A 20,676-nucleotide genomic window follows, 5' to 3' on the forward strand; every position below is an offset into this window, starting at 1 on the left:
GCGATGGGGACTCTCGCACCGAATGCGGTGCCGCTGACGACGGTGTTGGCCGACACCGTCGCAGCGGCCCGCGCCGCAGGCCGCGACGACCTGGTCGGGCGCCTGGAGAAGGTCACCGAGCGGGTGCGCGATCCGCGGCACCGCATCGTCGTCACCGGCCAGCTCGGTCAGGGCAAGAGCCGGTTCGTGAACGCGCTGCTCGGGCTCGACGTGTGCCAGGTCGGCGACGACACGACCACCGTGCTCCCGCTGCAGCTGTCCTACGGCACGCAGCAGCGGGCATACCTGGTGCTCAGCGCGCCCGGCGCCGAGGACGAACGGGTGGAGATCCCGTTCGACGAGATCGGCGTCGTCGATCAACGCAGCCCGCTGGCACAGGGCAGGCAGATCGTGCGGATCGAGGCCGAGCTGCCCAACCAGCTGCTGGCCGACGGCATCGTCCTGATCGACACCCCCGGTGTCGGCGGCCACGGAAGCGCCTGTGCCGCAGGAGTTCTCGGCCTGGCCGCAGCGGCCGACGCGGTACTGGTGCTCTCCGACGCCTCCACCGAGCTCACCGAACCCGAGCTCACCTTCGTCCGCCAGATCCGCGAACTCTGCCCCACGGTCGCCGTCCTGCTCACCAAAACCGACCTGTATCCGCACTGGCACCGGGTACTCGAAGCCGACCGATCACACCTGAGCCGCGCCGAAGCCGACGTCACCCTGATCCCGGTGTCGGCCCTGCTGCGCGCCCACGCCTTGCGCCTGCAAGACGCGCAGCTTGGCCAGGAGTCCGGGTTCGGTGTGCTGTTCGGTTTCCTCCGCGACCGGGTGGTCGCCCGCGACCAGGCCGTCACACGTCAGGCCGTCGCCCGCGAATTGCAATCGGCAGCAGAACATTTGGCACTGGCCCTCGGCAGCGAACTGGTAGCCCTGCGCGATCCCGCGCTCGGCTCCGCCGCCGTCGACGAGCTCCAGTCCGCCCGCGCCGCCGCCGAGGCACTTCAGCGGCGAACCGCGAGCTGGCAGCAGACACTCGCCGACGGCATCACCGACCTCGTCGGCGATGTCGACCACGACCTGCGCGAGCGCCTGCGCGGCGTCGCCCGCACCGGCCAGGAATGGATCGACGAGAACGACCCGGGCAGGCATTGGGGCGCGATCGCCGAATGGCTGTCCGGCACCGTCGACACCGCGCTCGGCGACAACCTCCTGCTGACCCACCGCCGCGCTGAACTGCTGGCCGAACGCATCGCCGACCACTTCAACGAGGTCGGCGCCGTCGAGCTGCCCGAGGTCCATGCCGGAATGGACGACGAAAGCACCCTCGCCAGCTCGGGTTCCCTGGCCGACCTGGAACCCGACATCGGTTTCACCAGCAAGGTGCTGGTCGGCATGCGCGGCTCCTACGGCGGCGTGCTGATGATCGGCCTCGCCACGACCTTCGCAGGCCTCGCGATGCTGAACCCGATCTCCCTCGGCGCAGGCCTGATCGTCGGCGGCAAGGCCTACCGCGACGACAAGACCGCACGACTGGCTCGCCGCCGCATCGAAGCCAACGCCGAGGTGCGCCGCTTCCTCGACGACGTCGCGTTCCAGGCGGCCAAGGACACCAAGGACCGCCTGCACCGCATCCACCGCGCCCTGCGCGACCACTTCGCCGGTGTCGCCGAGCGCAGCCTGCGTTCGATCGATGCCTCTCTGCGCGCCGCCCAGGAAGCGGCCGCGATGGCAGCCACGCACCGCGCCGAGCGCACCGTCGTGCTCGAACGCCAGCTGAACGCGGTCGCCGAGCTGCGTCGCTACGCGGAAACGATGCAACTCGAACCAGGACGGGCCGACGGTACGGTATCTGGGTGACCCACCGTTTCGACACCGCCGCGCCCGGCGGTCAGGCACCCAGGATCCTGGCCGAGGCGCACGAGCTGGTCGGCGCGGCGGCGCGGGTATTCGGTCGTGACGAGTACGCGCGCACGCTGCTGGCCGACTGCGAATTCCGACTGCGTGAGCCGCTGCGGGTTGCGCTGGCCGGTTCGATCAAGGCAGGCAAGTCGACGCTGCTGAACGCACTGGTCGGCCAGGCTGTCGCCCCGACCGACGCCACCGAGTGCACCCGGGTCGTCACCTGGTACCGCGACGCCTCGACCCCCACTGTCACCGCCCACGCCGCCGACGGCGCGAGGGCCAATGTGATCGTGCGGCGCGGCGGCGGCGCGCACGGTCTCACCTTCGACCTGAGCGCCCTGAACTGGGATGCCTACGGCCCCCGCGAGGTGGACCACCTCGAGGTCGGCTGGCCGTCGGCCGCCCTGGCCCAGACGACGATCATCGACACTCCCGGCACCTCGTCGCTGTCACGCGAGGTCTCGCTGCGCACCGCGCGCTTGCTCACCCCCGCAGGCGCCGAAGGTAACCCGCGCGGCCGGTCGGCGATCTCGGCGCCCGGCGCCGACGCGGTCGTCTACCTGCTGCGCCGCCTCGACGCCACCGACGTGAGCTTTCTCGAACAGATCGGCGCCGGCGCCGGTGGTGCCGGCCCGCTCGGCGTGATCGGAGTGGTGTCACGCGCCGACGAGATCGGCGCCGGCCGCATCGACGCGCTGCACTCCGCCCGCGAGGTGGCAGCCCGGTTCGCCGGCGAACTGGAGCGAACAGGCCTGTGCCAGGCGGTGATTCCGGTGGCGGGCCTGCTCGCCTTCGCCGCCTCGACCCTGCGGCAACCAGAATTCGCGGCCTTCGAGGCCCTGTCCACGGTCCCCGCGGAAGACCTCGGCATCGCCCTGCTCTCGGCAGACCGATTCGCCCGCGCCGACATCGCCCTCCCGGTCGCCCCCGAACTGCGCGCCCAACTGGCAGACCGCTTCGGCCTGTTCGGAATCCGCATGGCCACCATGCTGATCCGCCTCGGCGTCCGCGACTCCTCCTCGCTGGCAGCCGAATTGGCCGCACGCAGCGGCATCGAGGAACTGCGTTCGGTACTGGAGATCCAGTTCGGCCAGCGCGCAGAAGAACTGAAGGCCCATTCCGCCCTGAGCACCCTGAACCGCATCCTGTCGGCCTACCCCGGAACCGAAGCCGACCGTCTGCTGCCCCGCGTCCGCGCCCGCCTGGCCGACGTCCACGGCTTCACCGAACTCCGCCTCCTCGGCCGCCTACGCACCGACGAGCTCCCCCTCCCCCCACCGGTACTCGCCGACCTGCACCGCATCCTCGGCGGCACCGGCGTAGCACCACACCTCCGCCTCGGCCTCCCCGCCGAAGCCGACCCGAACACCCTCCGCACCGCAGCCTCCACCGCGGTCCGCACCTGGCGATCCCGAGCCGCCCACCCCCTGGCCGACCAATCCACCGCCACCGCCTGCCGAGCCGCCGCCCGCAGCGCCGAAGGAGTCCTCTCCGAACTCCCCCGCTGACGCGGGCCACTCCGCAAGGCCGGTGCTAGCTCTGTAGTACCGGCACGATCTCCTCGGCGAGGTACTGCTCCACCCCGCGCCCGGCCCGCTCCGCCGCCACCACGGTGGTCCCGCGCTCATCGGCCCTGGCCGTCAGCGTCTTTCGTGATTCCGTTTCGACACCGCCGCCGATGACGAGCAGACGAACCCGCTCGCGGTCGAGGATGCCCAGCGCTTCCTCGTCGAGGGTGGTGCCGAGAACACGGAAGCCGAGGCCGTCGATGTAGGCGGTGGAGGTGTCGACCACACTCTGGCCGCGGCCGACGACGAGAAGATCAACGGTGTGCACGGTTTCTCCCTTGTCTAGGTGGACGACCCGTCCATCGTCGCGCGCAACCGCGCGATCAGGGTCTCGAACTGCTCGAGCTGGTGGTTCGAGTATTCGGCCAGGATCGCGTCCTGCTCGGTATTGACCGCGTGAAAGAACTCGTCGGCGAGGCGGCGGGCCTGCTCGCTGCATCGCAATGTCACCACCCGCCGGTCGGTGTGCTCGCGGCTGCGGGTGACGTATCCCGCCTGCTCCAGCCGGTTGATCAGGGTGGTCATCGCCCCGGAGGTGAGGGTGATCCGCTTGCCGAGCAGCGCGGGGGACAGCGGAGCGCCTGCTGCCTCGGCGGCGGCGATCTCCATCAGCGCGAAGGCGTCGGTCGAGTGCACGCCGAGCGTCTCGGCGAACCGGCGGCCCAGTTCGGTGAAGCTCGCGCCGTAGCCGATGAGCCCGGCGGCGAGTCGCTGCCGTTGCCCCGCGACATCGCCGGATGTCTTCGCCATGTCGTCCTCTCGTTGGCCGCTCATTGACAACCTACCGGCTGCAATTTACCTTCATCATAAAGTCACTTGATGATGGAGGTAAATTGCAGACCGAAACCGAGACCCCACCGCTGCGGTTGTGGCTGGGCCTGATCGCCGTCTCGCTCGGCGTCGCGTTGATCGTGGTCGACCTGACGATCGTGAACGTGATCGTCGCGCCGATCGTCGACGACCTCGCGATCACCTCGATTCAGGCGCAATGGATCCAGGAGTCCTACGCGATCGTCTTCGCGGCGCTGCTGCTGCTCACCGGCAGACTCAGCGACCTCTACGGCGCGCGCAAACTGTTCCTGATCGGTCTCGTCGTCTTCGGCGTGACCAGCCTGCTCGCCGCGCTCGCCCCGAGCGGCGGTCTGCTGATCCTGGCGCGCTTCCTGCAGGGCATCGGCGGGGCGATGATCCTGCCGACCTCCCTGGCCCTGGTGAACTCCGCGTTCACCGGAAAGGCGCGCGGGCAGGCCTTCGCGATCTGGGGCTCCACGATCGGCGCGGCCGCCGCGGTCGGCCCGCTGCTCGGCGGCTGGCTCGCCGACTTCTCCTGGCGCTGGGCCTTCGGCGTCAATATCCCGATGGTCGCCGTGATCATGGCCGCGGTGCTGATCTATCTCCCGGTGTCGCCGAGCTCGGCGGGCCGCGTGGACTGGCTCGGCGCCGCGCTGTCGGCACTCGGCCTCGGCCTGCTCGCCTTCGCTCTGATCGAAGGCCGTCACTACGGATGGCTGATCGTCACCGAACCCCTGAGCATCGGTGAATTCACCTGGCGTAGTGGACCATCGCCGGTGCTCGTCGCGCTGGCCGGTGCGATCCTCGCGCTCGGGATGTTCTGGCGCAGGCAAGCGAGGCTCGCGGACGAACAGCCCCTGCTCGATGTGCGGCTGTTCGCCATCGACTCGTTCCGCAAGGGCAATGTGGTGACCCTGCTCGTCGGCCTCGGTGAATTCGGCATCATCGCGGTCCTGCCGCTGTGGATGCAGTTCGCCCTCGACTACACCGCCCTGCAGGCGGGCCTGGCCCTGGTGCCGCTCGCGATCGGCAGTTTCGTCGCCAGCGGCGCGAGCTTCTCGATGACCGCGTCGGTCTCGGCGCTGGGTCAGGTCAGGATCGGCTTGCTACTGGAAGCCGCCGGTCTCGCCCTGCTCGGGCTGTTCGCCGCGGCCGACAGCAGCTGGTGGTCGATCGCCGTCGCCCTGTTCGTCTACGGTATCGGCGTCGGCTTCGCCACCGCCCAGGTCACCAATGTCGTGCTCGCCGACGTCCCCGCCGAGAGCGCCGGGCAGGGGTCGGGAATCCAGAGCGCCGCACGCGAACTCGGCTCGGCCCTCGGGATCGCCGTCCTCACCACCGTCTTCTTCAGCACCCTCGGAACCGGCCTGCGCGACCGCCTGACCGATACGGGACTGTCCGAATCCGAGGCACACCAGCTGACGTCGACAGTCACCGACAGCGCCGGATCGGTGATCCCGGCCCTCGCGGAAGACGCGCTCCCCGTCGCCGAGGCGGCCAGGGGAGCCATGGCGGCGGGTATCGAGGTGTCGAGCTACCTGTGCGCGGGCCTACTCGTCCTCGCCTTGGCGACAACCGCCTTCGTCAAGCCCGCGCGAAACGGATAGCGGCGGAGGCGCGGTCCCCGATATTCGGGGCTCGGCCGGCATGAACGATCCGTCACGATCGCGCATCAGCCGCCACAGTTGAGCGCGGTCGTGGCAAGAATGGCCCGGGGGCGGGAAAGATTTTTCGGGTGGCGGGAATGAATCGCCGCAGCTACCGGTTGTGCTGATCAACGACGTTGAGTGTGATGGACTCAAGTTCGGGTTGACGCCCGGAGGCCTCGGAAGGCAGGATTGAGCCCACCACACTCAGCGTTGCTGAGACTATTGCCCCAAGTACGTCACACAGGAGGAAATCACTATGGCTCGTGCGGTCGGAATCGACCTCGGGACCACGAACTCGGTCGTCGCCGTTCTCGAAGGCGGCGAGCCGGTCGTCGTCGCGAACTCGGAAGGCTCGCGCACCACCCCGTCGGTCGTCGCGTTCGCGAAGAACGGCGAGGTCCTCGTCGGCCAGCCTGCGAAGAACCAGGCCGTCACCAACGTCGACCGCACCATCCGCTCGGTCAAGCGCCACGTCGGCACCGACTGGAGCACCGAGATCGACGGCAAGAAGTACACCTCGCAGGAGATCTCCGCGCGCACGCTGATGAAGCTGAAGCGCGACGCCGAGGCCTACCTCGGTGAGGAGATCACCGACGCGGTCATCACCGTCCCGGCCTACTTCGAAGACGCCCAGCGTCAGGCCACCAAGGAAGCCGGCCAGATCGCCGGCCTGAACGTGCTGCGCATCGTCAACGAGCCCACCGCGGCCGCGCTGGCGTACGGCCTGGACAAGGGCGACAAAGAGCAGACCATCCTGGTCTTCGACCTCGGTGGCGGCACCTTCGACGTCTCGCTGCTGGAAATCGGCGAGGGCGTCGTCGAGGTCCGCGCGACCTCCGGTGACAACCACCTCGGTGGCGACGACTGGGACGAGCGCGTCGTGACCTGGCTGGTCGACAAGTTCAAGGCCAGCTCGGGCATCGACCTGACCAAGGACAAGATGGCGCTGCAGCGTCTGCGCGAGGCCGCCGAGAAGGCGAAGATCGAGCTGTCCTCCAGCCAGAGCACCTCGATCAACCTGCCCTACATCACCGTCGACGCGGACAAGAACCCGCTGTTCCTCGACGAGCAGCTGACCCGCGCCGAGTTCCAGAAGATCACCTCCGATCTGCTGGATCGCACCCGCGCGCCGTTCCAGTCCGTCATCAAGGACGCGGGCATCAACGTGGCCGACATCGACCACGTCGTGCTCGTCGGTGGCTCCACCCGTATGCCCGCCGTCTCCGACCTGGTCAAGGAACTGACCGGTGGCCGCGAGCCGAACAAGGGCGTGAACCCGGACGAGGTCGTCGCCGTCGGCGCCGCCCTGCAGGCCGGTGTGCTCAAGGGTGAGGTCAAGGACGTCCTGCTGCTCGATGTCACCCCGCTGTCGCTGGGCATCGAGACCAAGGGTGGCGTGATGACCAAGCTCATCGAGCGCAACACCACCATCCCGACCAAGCGCTCGGAGACCTTCACCACGGCCGACGACAACCAGCCGTCCGTGCAGATCCAGGTCTTCCAGGGTGAGCGCGAGATCGCCTCGCACAACAAGCTGCTCGGCTCCTTCGAGCTGACCGGCCTGCCCCCGGCCCCGCGAGGCGTGCCGCAGATCGAGGTCACCTTCGACATCGACGCCAACGGCATCGTGCACGTGACCGCCAAGGACAAGGGCACCGGCAAGGAAAACAAGATCAAGATCCAGGACGGCTCCGGCCTGTCCAAGGAAGAGATCGACCGGATGGTCAAGGACGCCGAGGCGCACGCCGCCGAGGACAAGGCCCGCCGCGAGGAGGCCGAGACCCGCAACCAGGCCGAGTCGCTGGTCCACCAGACCGAGAAGTTCATCAAGGACAACGAGGACAAGGTGCCCGCGGACGTGAAGTCCAAGGTCGAGGCGGCCATCGCCGAGGCCAACACGGCACTCGCCGGTACCGACATCGCCGCGGTGAAGTCCGCCGTGGAGAAGCTGGCCACCGAGTCGCAGGCCCTTGGCCAGGCGCTCTACGAGGCCAGCGCCGCCGAGGGCCAGTCCGGTAACGGCGCGGGCCCGAGCCAGGCCGACGACGACCAGGTCGTCGACGCCGAGGTTGTCGACGAGCCGGTGGACACGGAGAAGAAGTGACCGAGGCCAACTCCGAGCAGGAGCTGATCGAAGACATCGTCGAAGACACCGAGACAGACTCCGCCGCCGAGGTGGCGGAGCCCTCCGGTGACGGCGAGGCCGAGGCGCCGGTCAGCGACGAGCTGGCCGAGCGCACCGCCGACCTGCAGCGGTTGACCGCGGAATACGCGAACTACCGCCGCCGGGTCGAGCGGGATCGTCAGGCCAACATCGACGCGGCCAAGGCCGTGGTGGTGACCGAGTTGCTCGGTGTGCTCGACGATCTGGACCGCGCCAGGGCGCACGGCGACCTGGAGACCGGCCCGCTCAAGGCCGTCGCCGACAAGCTCGAGACCGCGCTCACCAAGCAGGGTCTGGTCGAGTTCGGTGCGATCGGTGACCCGTTCGACCCGACGCTGCACGAGGCAGTGCAGCACGAGGGTTCGGGCGCCGATCCGGTCATCGGCGTTGTGATGCGCAAGGGCTATCGGTTCGGCGAACGGGTGCTTCGGCACGCGCTGGTCGGGGTAACCGATGCCGAGGCCGTGGGGGCATCGGATTCGGATGCCGACGGCGACGACCAATAGGAACGCGAGAGGAGGAGATGCTCGGTGAGCCAACGGGAGTGGATCGAAAAGGACTTCTACAAGGAGCTGGGTGTCTCCTCCGGCGCCTCGCAGGACGAGATCAAGAAGGCCTACCGCAAGCTCGCTCGTGACCTGCACCCGGACTCCAACCCGGGTGACACCAAGGCCGAGGAGCGGTTCAAGGCGGTCAGCGAGGCCAATGCCGTGCTGTCGGATCCGGCCAAGCGCAAGGAGTACGACGAGACGCGCCGCCTGTTCGCGGGCGGTGGCGGTCGCGGTTACGGCGGCGGATTCACACCCGGTGCGGGCGGCGGCTTCTCGCAGGACTTCAACATCGGTGACATCTTCGGTCAGGCCGGTGGCGCAGGCGCACCCGGCGACGGCGGCCTCGGCGATCTGCTCGGCGGGCTGTTCAACCGGGGTGGCGCGCGCGGTTCGAGCCGTCCGCGCCGTGGCGCCGATGTGGAGACCGAGACGACGCTGGGCTTCCGCGAGGCGGCCCAGGGTGTCACCGTCCCGCTGCGGATGACCAGTCCGTCGCCGTGCACCACGTGTCACGGCAGCGGCGCCAAGCCGGGCACCAGCCCGCGGGTGTGTCCGCACTGCAACGGTTCCGGCGTGGTCAGCCGTAATCAGGGCGCGTTCGGTTTCAGCGAGCCCTGCGACGACTGCCGCGGCACCGGGTCGATCATCGACGACCCGTGCACCGACTGCTCGGGCACCGGCATCCAGAACCGCACCCGCACCATCACCGTGCGTATCCCGCCCGGTGTCAGTGACGGGCAGAAGATCCGGTTGGCCGGGCAGGGCGAAGCCGGCCTGCGTGGAGCGCCCTCCGGCGATCTCTACGTGACCGTGCACGTCAGCCAGGACAAGGTATTCGGCCGCCAGGGCGACGACCTGACCCTGGTGCTCCCGGTGAGCTACAGCGAATTGGTGCTGGGGACAACTGTTTCCGTGCCGACGCTGGACGGCCGGGTCGGCGTGAAGGTGCCGCCGGGCACCGCCGACGGGCGTATCCTGCGGGTACGCGGTCGCGGTGTGCCCAAGCGCGGCGCGGCGGGCGGCGCCGGTGACCTGCTGGTCACGGTGAAGGTCGCGGTTCCGCAGAATCTGGACTCCGACGCCACCGATGCGCTCAAGCGCTATCAGGAGGCGGAGAAGGCCGGTGGCTTCGATCCGCGTGCGGGATGGGCGGGTGCTTGATGTCCGATAGTCCGAAGTCCGCGTCGGGTGGGACCTCGCGTGCCGAGTTCTTCATGATCTCGGTGGCGGCTCAGCTGGCGGGTATGCACGCGCAGACGTTGCGTACGTATGACCGGCTGGGTTTGGTCACCCCCCAACGCACTTCGGGTGGCGGACGCCGTTACTCGACCCGCGACGTCGAGCTGCTGCGCGAGGTGCAGCGGCTGTCGCAGGACGAGGGTGTCAACCTCGCGGGCATCAAGCGCATCATCGAGCTCACCAATCAGGTCGAGGCGCTGCAGCAGCGCGTCGAGGAGATGAGCGCGGAGCTGGAGCAGTTGCGGGCGGGCTACCGGCCCGATCTGTCGCCGCCCCAGCGCAGCACCGCGCTCGTGGTGTGGCAGCCGCGGCACCGGCGGTAGGGTTCCACGATTCGCCCGAGCCCCTGGTTCGCGATCCGCTCCGGCGGACGCGGGCCGGGGGCTCGTTCGTGCCCGGTCAATCCCCGGCGATCGGCTGGTGACTATCCAGCAACCTATTTATTCGTGATCTTGGCCGGGGCTTGTGGGGCCGCAGGGCTCTGAGGTGGGCGTATATCTCGGGATCATCACGAAAGGTTGCTGATAGGACGCTGAATTCGGCTCGATCGGAGGCTAATTCCCTCCCGTCGACCAGCCACTCCGGCACACCCTCCTTGCGTGTCGTGGCACGGCGCGTCGGGCCGGAGAGATCGGGTCCGTAGCGGAAAGGTCGCTCTACCAGGCACATTGGGTCGCTATTGCCGCAATTGCCGGGAAGATCGGAGAATCTTGAGGTCATGTTCACCCAAGATTCACGGTCCACTGGTATGTTTTTAGCTGGTACTGAACAGGTACCGCCCGGTTTTAAACGAATTACATGCGTGATGTTTAAGAGTACGATTCCTAAGCTGGCAAACCTCGCCTAGACTTCTCGCATCGGCTGCTGACGAGTGTCCTCCCCAGCCCGTCACTCGCCGGCGCGGCTAGCGTTCGATGGCGAAACGAGGTTGTGACACATATGGATTCGCGGACTGTCGCTTTGATCCGTACTACGTTCAAGGCGGTTGCTGCGGAAGACGGTGGGCCCGAGAAGCTAGCCAGGTCGTTCTACTCGATCCTGTTCACGGACTATCCAGGCATCCGTGACTACTTCCCGGCGGCCATGGATTCCCAGCGTGAACGGCTCGTCTCGGCGATCGGCTACGCGCTGGACCGGCTGGAAGAGCCCGACAAGCTGCTGCCGTTCCTCGCCCAGCTCGGGCGCGACCACCGCAAGTACGGTGTGCAGCCGGCCCACTATGTCGCGGTGGCCAACTCGCTGAAGTCGGCCATGCGCCAGTTCGCGGGCACCGAGATGTGGACCGACGAGGTCGCCACCGCCTGGGACGAGGGCCTGGCCACCATCAGCGGCGCGATGATCAGCGCCGCCGACAAGGAGACGACACCCGCCGCGTGGTCGGCGACCGTGGTCGAACGCCGCGAGGTGCTGCGCAACCTGGCCGTCATCCGCGTCCAGCTCGACCAGCCGATGCAGTACGCGGCGGGCCAGTACCTCAGCGTGCAGATACCGGCGCGGCCGCGGATGTGGCGCTACCTCTCCCCGGCCAACCCCGCGAATGCCAACGGCGAGATCGAGTTCCATGTTCGCAGCGTGCTGGGCGGCTGGGTCAGCCCGTCCATGGTCTCGCACACCGCCGTCGGTGACCAGTGGCTGCTCGGTTCACCGCTCGGTGGCCTCGGCGTGCCGCGCAACACCAAGCGCAAGATGCTGATGGTCGGCTGCGGCACCGGCATCGCGCCGCTGCGCGCCCAGATCATGGCGATGGCCCAGCGCAGGGTCAACCCGAAGGTCCACCTGTTCGTCGGCGGCCACCACCCGTGCGACCTCTACGACCTACAGGTCCTGAGCCAGCTGGCCATGGCCAACAAGTGGCTCTCGGTCACCCCCGTCACCGAGAGCGACGAGAACCCCTGGTGGTACTACGAGTCCGGCGAACCGCAGGGCGATCTGCCCGGCCTGGAACCGCGAATGACCGGCCAGATCGGCAAGGTCGTCGCCAGCTACGGCTCGTGGGCGGATCGCGATGTGCAGATCGTCGGATCGCCATCGATGGTGCAGACCACCAAGTTCCGCCTGATGGCGGCGGGCACCCAGGCCAAGTCGATCCGCCACGACCCACTGTTCTGAGCGCGCGCCCCCGCGCCGTGAATCGACCTGTCGGTTCGCTTCGTCCTGGTTAGAGTGGTCTGACGAGGATGATCACAGTGAGGGAGGGCGGATCGATGGATGACGTTGTGCTGGTGATCAATTCCGGGGGGCGTCGCGACGCCGAGTGGCTGGACGAGGTGACCGGCGAGCTACAGACCGATCTGTCCGAGATCGGCGGACTACACGTCAGCCGGGTGACGACCGCCGCGGCGGACGGCCAGAAATCCGGCGCCGTCGAGCAGATCGGTCAGCTGCTGGTGTCCAGCGGGACGATCGGTGCCGTGGTGTGGTCGATTCGGGATGTCAGCCTCAGGTTCCTGGAGCGAACCAAGGCGGATTCGATCACGATCAAGAAGGGTGATCGAGAGGTGACCATCGTCCGCCCGGGCATGGCCCAGGTCGACAATGCCATCGAGAAGTTCGGCGACCTGCTGGCCGATGAGTAGTCCGACCGGACGGCGAATCGCGCTCTTCGTAGCGAACGACACCTATCACTTCGACGGCTTGTCGCGGCTCTACGCGCCGATCTCGGACGCGGAGCAACTCCGGGAACTGTTGCGCGACCCCGAGATCGGCGGCTTCCGCCCGACCGAGTTGCTGATCAACGAGTCCAAGGCCGAGATCGAGCGCAGCATCGAGCGGGTCTTCCGCGGCGCCGAACCAGACGACGTCATCCTGTTCTACTTCTCCGGTCACGGACTGCGCACCCGCCAGAATCTGTACCTGGCTGTCGGAAATACCGACCCGCAGCTGCTGAGCAGCACGGCGGTGTCCTCGACGTTCATCCGCGAGCTGATCCGGGAGTCCGCGGCTGCGGCGAAGATCATCGTGCTCGACTGCTGCTACAGCGGCGCGTTTCTCGGCTCCGAGGTGATGAAGTCCGCACCGACCATCGACGATGTCGCCCAGCAACTCGCGGCGGGCGACGGGATCTGCGTGCTGACCGCGTCGAGCGCGGTGGAGACCGCGGCCGAGGGGCGCGCCGACGGTGACTCGGCACCCCTGTCGGTGTTCACCTCGGCGCTGGTGAAGGGAATCGGCACCGGTCAGGCCGACAACGGCAGCGGCCTGATCGGCACCCACGATCTGTGGACGTTCGTGCACGCCGATGTCCGCAGCCGGACAACCAGGCAGACGCCGAACCACTACGGGGTCTTCAAGGACGAGGTCTATATCGCCCGGGTTCGGCGGCGGCAATCGAGCCTCATCGAGGTGGGCGATCGAGTGCAGCTCGGGTCGCTCGTCGGGCGGCTCGAACAGACGCCCGACAGTGGACTGCGGGCGGCGAACTGGTGGGGGACCGGCCGATTGAAGGTTCCCATCGGGCAGGAGCGGCGGACCGACGGTGTGCCGGGCGAAACCGTGTGGCTGGATCTGGCCGGCGCGGATCGCAACCTCTTCATCGTCGGCCGCGCGGGGTCGGGCAAGAGCACGCTGCTGCGGACGCTCACCGGATCATTGGCGCTGACCCATTCACCCGACGAGGTGAAACTGTATGTGCTCGAATCCAGCAACCGCCTCGGTTCGATGAGCGCGCTACCCCATATCGCGAGCGCGGTGGGCGACGACGAGCTGGACAAGGTGGGCGCGGTCCTCGACCGGGTAGCCGCCGAGATCCGCAGCCGCAAGAGACTGTATCGGGAATCCGGTATCGATTCACCGGCCAGTTTGCGCGCCGCCCGGCCGTCGCTGGCCGGTCCGGTGCCCGATGTATTCCTGCTCATCGACCGGCTCGGCGATTTCCGCGAGCAGATCCCCGGATTCGACGGCCGGATCAAGCAGATCGCGAGCGCGGGCCCGGAGTACGGCGTTCATCTGGTGGTGACCGCGCGCGACTGGAACGAGGCGCCCGGCGAGCTGGTCGACTTGCTGTCGGCGCATATCGAATTGCGCTTGCACCGCCCCGCCGATTCGCGTCTGCATCCGGAGCGCGCCGCCCGCCTTCCCGACGGGCCGGGGTGGGCGCTGTTCGGGGAGCGGCCGTTTCGCGTCGCGATGCCGGATCTGCGCGAGTTGCAGCCGGAGTTGCTGAGCGCGGCGGAAATTTCCGATGGCGCCGCCGAATTGGTCGATCTGGTGCGGGGATACCAGCAAGAGCTCGCGCTCGACGGCCTCGGCCGGTCTCCGCTGGATGGCGAGGTGGACTTCACCGATCTGCTCGGCATCGGTTCCGGTCAGGACTTCGACGTCGATGAGATGTGGCGGCCCAGGCACGGTCGCGACCGGTTGCGGGTACCGATCGGGGTCACCGCCACGGGGGACGTCGTCGAATTGGATCTCAAGGAGGCGGGCCAGTACGGCATGGGCCCGCACGGGCTGTGTATCGGCGCCACCGGTTCCGGCAAATCGGAGTTCCTGCGCACCCTGATCCTCGCCTTGGTCACCACCCATTCCCCGGATGCGCTGAATCTGGTTCTGGTCGACTTCAAAGGTGGCGCGGCCTTTTCCGGTCTGGAATCGCTGCCGCATGTGTCGACCGTCATCGCCAACGTGGAACAAGATCTGTCCCTGGTGGACCGGTTGCAGGACGCGCTGGCCGGCGAGCTCAAACGCAGGCAGGAGATACTCAGGGCGACGGGGAAATTCGCCGACGTTTCCGACTACGAGACAGCCCGTGCGGCGGGTATGCAGGTGGGCCCGCTGCCCGCGTTGTTGATCGTGGTCGACGAGTACTCGGAGCTGCTCGCCCAGAAACCGGACTTCATCGAGCTGTTCGTGATGATCGGCAGGCTCGGACGTTCGCTGCACGTGCACCTACTGCTCGCCTCGCAGCGGTTCGAGGAGGACAAGGTGCGCGGGCTGGAAAGACATCTGTCCTACCGGATCGTGCTGCGCACGTTCTCCGCCGCCGAGTCGCGGGCCGTCATCGGCACCGCTGACGCCTACCATCTGGCCAGCGATCCCGGCTCCGGCTATCTGAAGGTCGATGCTTCCGATCCGCTGCGGTTCAAGTCGGCCTACGTGAGCCGGTCGGAACGGGTCGGCCCCGGCGCGAGCACCGGCAGTGTCGAGCAGCGCACGTTGCTGGAAGCGGTGGTGTCGAGGATCCACGGGCACGGCAAGCCGGCGTATCCGCTGTGGGTGCCGCCACTGGACGAATCTCCGACGCTGGATCAGCTGTTGCCCGACCGGGATTGGCGGTCGACCGTGAATCGGGCCGGCCGGTTGCGGATGCCCATCGGAGTGATCGACAAGCCGTCCGAGCATCGTCGCGAAGTGCTGACGATCAATCTCTCCAGTGCCAAAGGGCATGTCGCCGTTGTCGGCGGTCCGCGCGCGGGCAAGTCGACGACGTTGGAGACGATCGTGCTTGCCGCGGCGGTGACGCACACTCCGGAGCAGGTGCAGTTCTACTGCCTGGATTTCGGCGGCGGCGGTCTCATGAGGTTGGCTCGGGTGCCGCATGTGGGTTCGGTGGCAGGCCGTTTGGACGGTGATCGGGTACGTCGCACGATCGCCGAGCTGACGACGTTGCTGCGCCTGCGCGAGCAGCGATTCGCCGAACTGGGTATCGAGTCGATCGTGGAGTATCGGCGACGGAAGTCCGCCGCGTCCGAGGCAGCGGATTCCGCGACTTCGTCGTCACCGGACAGGTTCGGTGACGTCGTCCTGGTCATCGATGGCTGGCGGGCGGTCGGCGAAGAGTTCGAAGTGCTCGAGCCGCAGATCAATGCCATTGCCACCCAGGGACTGTCCTACGGTATCCACCTGATGATCAGCGCGTCGCGCTGGCCGGAGATCCGGCCGATGATCCGGGATCAGATCGGCACCCGGATCGAACTGCGATTGGGCGATCCCTCTGATTCGGAAATCAATCGTCGTGTCGCGCAGCAGGTTCCGGACGAACGGCCGGGGCGTGGGATAACCGCCGATCACCTGCACATGCTGATCGCGTTGCCCCGCTTGGATTCCGATTCCGATCCGTCGTCCCTCAGCGAGGGGCTCGGCGAGGCCGCGGCCGAACTCAGCGCGATGTACGGGCGGCGCCGAGCGCCCGAGGTGCGGACGTTGCCGCTGGAATTCAGCCGGGAAGCGCTGCCCGCGCTCGCGGCGGAGCACGGTATCTCGCTGGGCCCGACGAAGGTGGTCGTCGGCCTCTGCGAATCCGAGTTGCAGCCTTTTGTACTCGATTTCGCGGCCGAGCCGCACTTCATGGTCTTCGCGGACGTAGCGCACGGCAAGACGACACTCTTGCGGAATATCATCACCGGCATCGTCGAGAACGCGAGCCCGGCGGCGGCGCAGGTAGTGCTGATCGACTATCGGCGCGGAATGCTCGGCGAGTTCGGGAACGCGCTGGCGGGATATTCCACCTCATCGCAGACGACCGCGCCGATGATCGCGGAGGTGGTGAATGCCTTGGCGGCGCGCATCCCCGGCCCCGGCATCACCGCGCAGCAGTTACGGGAGCGCGCCTGGTGGTCGGGGCCGGAGATCTACCTCGTGGTCGACGACTACGATTTGGTCGCCCCCAGTTCGGTGGCGAATCCGTTCCAGTCACTGGTGGAGTATTTTCCGCAGGCCCGCGATGTCGGACTGCATTTCATCGTCGCCCGCCGCACGGGTGGTGTCTCGCGGGCACTGTATGACCCCGTCCTCGGCGCTTTGCGGAACCTGTCCGTCGAAACGCTGGTGATGAGCGGCCCCCGCGACGAAGGAAGAATCATCGGCGACGTCCGGCCGATGAAGCTTCCCCCTGGCCGCGGCATCCTGGCGTCGCGCACCCGGGAGCAGGAAATGGTTCAGATAGCCAATTTTCCCGCGCCGCAGTGAAGCTCAGGCACCCTCGGCGGTGATGTTGGCCGACGGCGTACCTGCGGCGACAAGCGTGTCCACCGTGGTGCGCACCATCGCGGGGGAACCGCAGACCAGCACCTGATGCTGGTGGAACGGGCCGTGGGCGGCGGCGACGTCGGCGAGGGTGCCGTGCAGCATCTCCGTCGGGGCGAAGCCGATGTCGACGCGCGAGTGCTCGTGCCATTCGTCGCGGATGGCGGGGTCGTCGGGGCTCTCGACCACCGGAATCACTGTCAGCCACGGCAATTCGCCGGATAGCAGGAACAGCATGTCCGAGGCGTAGAGGTCGCGGGGGGAGCGGCCGCCGTAGAACAGGTAGGTGCGCGGCGGGTTCTCGTGCCGGGCCAGATCGAGGATCTGCGCGCGCAACGGCGCCAGACCGGTGCCGCCCGCGATCATCACGACCTCGGCGGCCTCGGGATCGATGTGGAAAACGCTGTGCGGCGCGTTGATTCGCCACTGATCGCCGGGCTGGGTGTCGGCCACGATCGAACTCGAGCACCAGCCACCGGGCACGATGCGCACGTGGAACTCCAGCTTGCCGTCGAGCGAGGGCGGCAGCGCGGGGGAGAGCCTGCGCCGCACGCCGGGATGCTGCGGCACCTCCACCTCGACCGACCCGCCCGCCGCGAACGGCACGAAGTCACCGATCAGCCGGATCACGGCGAGGTCGTTGCGCAGGCGGTGATGACCGACAACGGTCGCCGTCCAGCCGGTATCGGGGTACTCGCTGCTGCTCATCGGCCTCTTTCACGAAGGGCGGGAAGGGTGCTCAGCCGACCGGGTCGGCGGCGATGATCTGGGGCGGGGTGCCCGCCCTGATCAGCGCGCGGCGGGTGTCGGCGATCATCCGGGGCGACCCGGCGATCTGGATCTGGCGGTCGGACCACGCGCCGAAGCTGGTGACCACCGCACCCAGATTACCGACGAGACGGCGGTACATACCCGTCGACGGGGAAGCGGGCGCCTGCGGATACCACCAGGGATCGTCGCGTTCCTCGCACACCGGCACCACGGTCAGCCACGGGTTGGACTGCGAGAGCTGCCACATGTTGTCCACGTCGTAGAGGTCGCCGGGGTACCGGCCGCCGGTGAAGAAATGCACCCGCGGGTTGATGCCGCGCTGGCTCATCTCGATCAGCTGCGCGCGCAGCGGCGCGATCCCGGTGCCGGAGCCGATGAGCAGCACATCGCGCCCCGACTCCCGGTCGATGTGCAGGCCGCCGAGCGGACCGGCGATCTTCCACCGGTCACCGACCTTCGTGTCGTTGACGATCGCCGGGCTCACCCAGCCACCGCTGATCCGGCGCACGTGGAATTCGATCTCTCCATAGGGATTGGCGGGGATCGCGGGGGAGAGGTAGCGCCACATGTTCGGCCGCTGCGGCACCTGCACCGGCACGTACTGGCCCGCCTTGAACGGGATCGGGCCGTCGGCCTGCAACCGCACGATCGCCAGGTCGTCGAGCACCCTGCGGTGCCCGACCACCGTCGCGCCCCAGAACGGCTGCGACTTGTCCTCGTTGGCGCCGATCGCCATCGACGCCGAGACGAGGATGGTGATGTCGCTCCAGCCCTCGTGCAATTCCCTGGTCCAGCGGTTGCCGTGGAAGGTGCGCAGCGCCGAGAGCAGCGCTCTGCCCGCCATGTCGTAGTGGTCGGCCTCGACCCCGTATTTCCGGTGGTCGCGGGCCAGTTGCTCGAGGAACCTCTGGGCGCGCTCGAAGTCCTCCAGATTGTCCAGGACATACTGCAGCGCCGTCACGAGACGCTTGGGCATCATGTCCATGGCGGGTGGGAAAAGCTCCCGTAACGCCGGGTTCTGCGCGAACAGGTGACCGTAGAAAGCGCTGATCAGCCGCTCAGGACCACCGGGTGTCTCCGACACCCCGCGGAAATCGGCGCGGACCAGCGCAAGCGAACGCGCATCCACGTCGTCAAGCTCCCTTTCCCTGGAATTGCTGCAATGTGGCCCCGCCTCGGAGCGGGTGCCGTGTCAAGTATCCCCCGAAACCTGCCGCTGGGTGCAGGGATGCTCGTCACGGTCCCATTCGCCGGACGGATCGTAAGCCCTCGACCGCGCCTCGGCGCGGCGTCGCCTGCATCGATATGCGTCGGTGACCTTGGCGGGTTCGGTCCGCCAAGATCGACTACACGAGCCGGGCAGTCTGGCCGATGCTCAGGGCCGGTAGTCCCTGGTGGACGCGCCGTGCCCTCGCTACTCTCGATTATGACCAGAGTAGTCAAAAATCGGGGAGGTGTAGGTGATGGCCCGCAAGGACGGGGAACGGTCGTTCGATGTCGCGTGGCCGTTGGCCGATGCCAAAGCCAGGTTCTCGGAGTTGATCGACACGGTGGAACGGGAGGGTCCGCAGGTGATCAGCAAGCATGGCCGTGAGGTCGCCGTCGTCGTTCCGGTCGAACAGTGGCGCCGCGCGACCGCGCGCACCGGCACCCTGGCCGAGTTCTTCGCCGCATCCCCGCTGGCCGAATTGAGCGACGACGAGCAGCGACTCTTCGATCGCGAGCGCAGCGACCCGGCGCACCGAGCTGTCGAACTGTGAATTACCTGCTCGACACCAACGTCATCTCGGAGCTGGTGAAGCCCCGCCCCGACCGTGGATTACTGAGCTGGCTGGCCGAGATCGACGAAGACCGCACCCACCTGAGTGTGGTGACATTGGGCGAACTACGCAGGGGCATAGACCGTTTGCCCAACGGTGAACGCCGGACTCGGCTCGAACGCTGGCTCGCCGAGGAACTCCCGGCGCGATTCGAGCGCAGACTGCTACCGGCGGATGCGAACGTGGCGCTCGAGTGGGGCGCCTGCCGAGCGAGCGCAGACCACGCGGGCCGCCCGATCGACCCGGTCGACGCACTCATCGCCGCGACAGCGATCACCCACCGCCTGACGGTGGTAACCCGCAACGTCCGGCATTTCCAGGCGGTCGACGTTCCACTCATCTGTCCGTGGGATGGCGACTAGAACTCACTTCTCTGGCCCCGCGTCGAATCGACGCGCGGCTGGTTGAACCAGGTCCGCTAGAAGTGGACCAGGACGAGGAAGGTGAACAGGTAGCCGTAGACGGCCGTACCGCCGACAAACGACCAGCCGAAGACCGCGAGGCGGCGAACTTTGGCGTGGATGAACCCTGCGAACGCGAGAGCCAGCGACGGTGCCAAGACGAGGGCATTCACGAGCCAGTGACCGATCTCGGGGGTCCTCACCAGGACGCCGGTCCAGAACATCGCGCCGAAGACGACTCCGACAACTGCTTGTACCCAGACCCCCAGTGTCTCAGTGACTGTCCGGCTCACCTATCGACCTCTTCCGACTGGGAGGGCCTGCTGGAACCCTCCTCGCAGGCTACCGAAACGTCGGGTAGTCGTGCGGGGCCGATGACCCACTGATCTCCCGCCGAACTGAGCACCCAGGGGTGCCGGTGTCGTCTCCCCACTGCCCCGGACTCCCGATCACCATGCCCCGATAGACCGTCTCGGCCAACACTTCTGGCCCCGCGTCGAATCGACGCGCGGCTGGTTGGACCATGTCGAAGGTGTGCACGCCCGGCCGACACGGTGCGTACGTGCGAGGCGTACGACAGTGGTACTCGCAGACGGCTGGTGTGACGGGGTTGGCGCTCCCCTGGTCGGGCTCGTCGGTGACGACCAGGAACGGCTCTCAGGCCTGAGAACGAAACGAGACAGCTCACACCCGGACGCGGGAGCCGTCGGCTCCTGGCATCAGACGGGCGGCCTCGGCCTTTGAGCACGCCGAGGTGTTGGCGGTAGGGTTCCCCCTACGGTGCGAACAGTTGCAGTCTGTTTCGTACCCAGGCTCTCGGTAGCGTTGGTAGCGCTGCCGGGAGCCGTTCTTCGTTCGCGACGGTACACCCCAA

Annotated in this window: 17 protein-coding genes; 12 read left to right on the forward strand and 5 right to left on the reverse strand. The window is 67.6% G+C overall.

Features of this window, described 5'->3' with window-relative positions:
- The first annotated feature begins 3 nt into the window (after positions 1–3).
- Positions 4–1,842 carry a dynamin family protein gene (locus ACWF9G_RS04220; protein WP_452513559.1) on the forward strand — a complete coding sequence of 613 codons (1,839 nt, stop codon included), beginning with the start codon at positions 4–6 and terminating at the stop codon, positions 1,840–1,842.
- Positions 1,839–3,395: a dynamin family protein gene (locus tag ACWF9G_RS04225; protein WP_379305510.1), complete on the forward strand. Its 1,557-nt coding sequence runs from the start codon at positions 1,839–1,841 to the stop codon at positions 3,393–3,395. The genes ACWF9G_RS04220 and ACWF9G_RS04225 overlap by 4 nt, the downstream gene beginning before the upstream one ends.
- 25 nt (positions 3,396–3,420) lie before the next feature.
- Here the strand turns inward: ACWF9G_RS04225 and ACWF9G_RS04230 are convergent, their stop codons facing one another.
- Both ACWF9G_RS04230 and ACWF9G_RS04235 read right to left on the reverse strand, forming a co-directional pair.
- On the reverse strand, positions 3,421–3,723 hold the full coding sequence (locus ACWF9G_RS04230) for a hypothetical protein (protein WP_379305508.1): 303 nt from the start codon (positions 3,721–3,723) through the stop codon (positions 3,421–3,423).
- 14 nt (positions 3,724–3,737) lie between these two features.
- The gene (locus tag ACWF9G_RS04235) at positions 3,738–4,205 is read right to left on the reverse strand and encodes a MarR family winged helix-turn-helix transcriptional regulator (protein ID WP_452513562.1); all 468 of its coding nucleotides are present in this window, start codon (positions 4,203–4,205) and stop codon (positions 3,738–3,740) included.
- 83 nt (positions 4,206–4,288) lie between these two features.
- Here ACWF9G_RS04235 and ACWF9G_RS04240 point away from each other — a divergent pair, with 83 nt between their 5' ends.
- The 8 genes from ACWF9G_RS04240 to eccCb all read left to right on the forward strand — a co-directional run bounded on the left by ACWF9G_RS04240 (position 4,289) and on the right by eccCb (position 16,753).
- Positions 4,289–5,854, forward strand: a complete 1,566-nt coding sequence (locus ACWF9G_RS04240) for a DHA2 family efflux MFS transporter permease subunit (protein WP_452513563.1) — start codon at positions 4,289–4,291, stop codon at positions 5,852–5,854.
- A gap of 298 nt (positions 5,855–6,152) precedes the next feature.
- Positions 6,153–8,000 (forward strand): molecular chaperone DnaK, encoded by a 1,848-nt coding sequence (dnaK, locus tag ACWF9G_RS04245; RefSeq protein ID WP_452513565.1) that lies wholly within the window; start codon positions 6,153–6,155, stop codon positions 7,998–8,000.
- Positions 7,997–8,566, forward strand: coding sequence for a nucleotide exchange factor GrpE (gene grpE, locus ACWF9G_RS04250; protein ID WP_379305500.1), 570 nt, complete (start codon positions 7,997–7,999; stop codon positions 8,564–8,566). The genes dnaK and grpE overlap by 4 nt, the downstream gene beginning before the upstream one ends.
- 24 nt (positions 8,567–8,590) lie before the next feature.
- Entirely contained in the window at positions 8,591–9,772 is a 1,182-nt protein-coding gene (dnaJ, locus tag ACWF9G_RS04255; RefSeq protein ID WP_379305498.1) for a molecular chaperone DnaJ, read from the forward strand.
- Positions 9,772–10,173: a heat shock protein transcriptional repressor HspR gene (locus ACWF9G_RS04260; RefSeq protein ID WP_189034456.1), complete on the forward strand. Its 402-nt coding sequence runs from the start codon at positions 9,772–9,774 to the stop codon at positions 10,171–10,173. Before dnaJ ends, ACWF9G_RS04260 begins: the two co-directional genes overlap by 1 nt.
- A 616-nt stretch (positions 10,174–10,789) precedes the next feature.
- The gene (locus ACWF9G_RS04265) at positions 10,790–11,959 is read left to right on the forward strand and encodes a globin domain-containing protein (protein WP_379305497.1); all 1,170 of its coding nucleotides are present in this window, start codon (positions 10,790–10,792) and stop codon (positions 11,957–11,959) included.
- 95 nt (positions 11,960–12,054) lie between these two features.
- Positions 12,055–12,426, forward strand: a complete 372-nt coding sequence (locus tag ACWF9G_RS04270; RefSeq protein ID WP_379305496.1) for a hypothetical protein — start codon at positions 12,055–12,057, stop codon at positions 12,424–12,426.
- Positions 12,419–16,753: a type VII secretion protein EccCb gene (gene eccCb, locus ACWF9G_RS04275; RefSeq protein WP_452513568.1), complete on the forward strand. Its 4,335-nt coding sequence runs from the start codon at positions 12,419–12,421 to the stop codon at positions 16,751–16,753. The genes ACWF9G_RS04270 and eccCb overlap by 8 nt, the downstream gene beginning before the upstream one ends.
- A gap of 3 nt (positions 16,754–16,756) precedes the next feature.
- Here eccCb and ACWF9G_RS04280 read toward each other — a convergent pair whose 3' ends face one another.
- Both ACWF9G_RS04280 and ACWF9G_RS04285 read right to left on the reverse strand, forming a co-directional pair.
- Positions 16,757–17,518 (reverse strand): FAD-binding oxidoreductase, encoded by a 762-nt coding sequence (locus tag ACWF9G_RS04280; protein WP_452513570.1) that lies wholly within the window; start codon positions 17,516–17,518, stop codon positions 16,757–16,759.
- A gap of 31 nt (positions 17,519–17,549) precedes the next feature.
- A complete protein-coding gene (locus tag ACWF9G_RS04285; protein WP_379305490.1) occupies positions 17,550–18,710 on the reverse strand; it encodes an FAD-binding oxidoreductase in 1,161 nt (386 codons plus the stop codon).
- 334 nt (positions 18,711–19,044) lie between these two features.
- Here ACWF9G_RS04285 and ACWF9G_RS04290 point away from each other — a divergent pair, with 334 nt between their 5' ends.
- Both ACWF9G_RS04290 and ACWF9G_RS04295 read left to right on the forward strand, forming a co-directional pair.
- The gene (locus tag ACWF9G_RS04290; RefSeq protein WP_452513572.1) at positions 19,045–19,341 is read left to right on the forward strand and encodes a type II toxin-antitoxin system Phd/YefM family antitoxin; all 297 of its coding nucleotides are present in this window, start codon (positions 19,045–19,047) and stop codon (positions 19,339–19,341) included.
- Complete coding sequence (locus ACWF9G_RS04295) at positions 19,338–19,763, forward strand: PIN domain-containing protein (protein ID WP_452513574.1); 426 nt, start codon at positions 19,338–19,340, stop codon at positions 19,761–19,763. Before ACWF9G_RS04290 ends, ACWF9G_RS04295 begins: the two co-directional genes overlap by 4 nt.
- Before the next feature lie 56 nt (positions 19,764–19,819).
- Here the strand turns inward: ACWF9G_RS04295 and ACWF9G_RS04300 are convergent, their stop codons facing one another.
- Positions 19,820–20,095 carry a hypothetical protein gene (locus ACWF9G_RS04300; protein ID WP_452513576.1) on the reverse strand — a complete coding sequence of 92 codons (276 nt, stop codon included), beginning with the start codon at positions 20,093–20,095 and terminating at the stop codon, positions 19,820–19,822.
- Positions 20,096–20,676 lie beyond the last annotated feature (581 nt).

It is taken from the genome of Nocardia sp. NPDC055029 (assembly GCF_053608525.1).

Bases quoted from the DNA above. Each gene is read 5' to 3' on its own strand.
- ACWF9G_RS04220 (WP_452513559.1), top strand. From the start codon at position 4: ATGGGGACTCTCGCACCGAATGCGGTGCCGCTGACGACGGTGTTGGCC.
- ACWF9G_RS04235 (WP_452513562.1), bottom strand. From the start codon at position 4,205: ATGGCGAAGACATCCGGCGATGTCGCGGGGCAACGGCAGCGACTCGCC.
- dnaK (WP_452513565.1), top strand. From the start codon at position 6,153: ATGGCTCGTGCGGTCGGAATCGACCTCGGGACCACGAACTCGGTCGTC.
- ACWF9G_RS04260 (WP_189034456.1), top strand. From the start codon at position 9,772: ATGTCCGATAGTCCGAAGTCCGCGTCGGGTGGGACCTCGCGTGCCGAG.
- ACWF9G_RS04265 (WP_379305497.1), top strand. From the start codon at position 10,790: ATGGATTCGCGGACTGTCGCTTTGATCCGTACTACGTTCAAGGCGGTT.
- ACWF9G_RS04270 (WP_379305496.1), top strand. From the start codon at position 12,055: ATGGATGACGTTGTGCTGGTGATCAATTCCGGGGGGCGTCGCGACGCC.
- eccCb (WP_452513568.1), top strand. From the start codon at position 12,419: ATGAGTAGTCCGACCGGACGGCGAATCGCGCTCTTCGTAGCGAACGAC.
- ACWF9G_RS04280 (WP_452513570.1), bottom strand. From the start codon at position 17,518: ATGAGCAGCAGCGAGTACCCCGATACCGGCTGGACGGCGACCGTTGTC.
- ACWF9G_RS04290 (WP_452513572.1), top strand. From the start codon at position 19,045: ATGGCCCGCAAGGACGGGGAACGGTCGTTCGATGTCGCGTGGCCGTTG.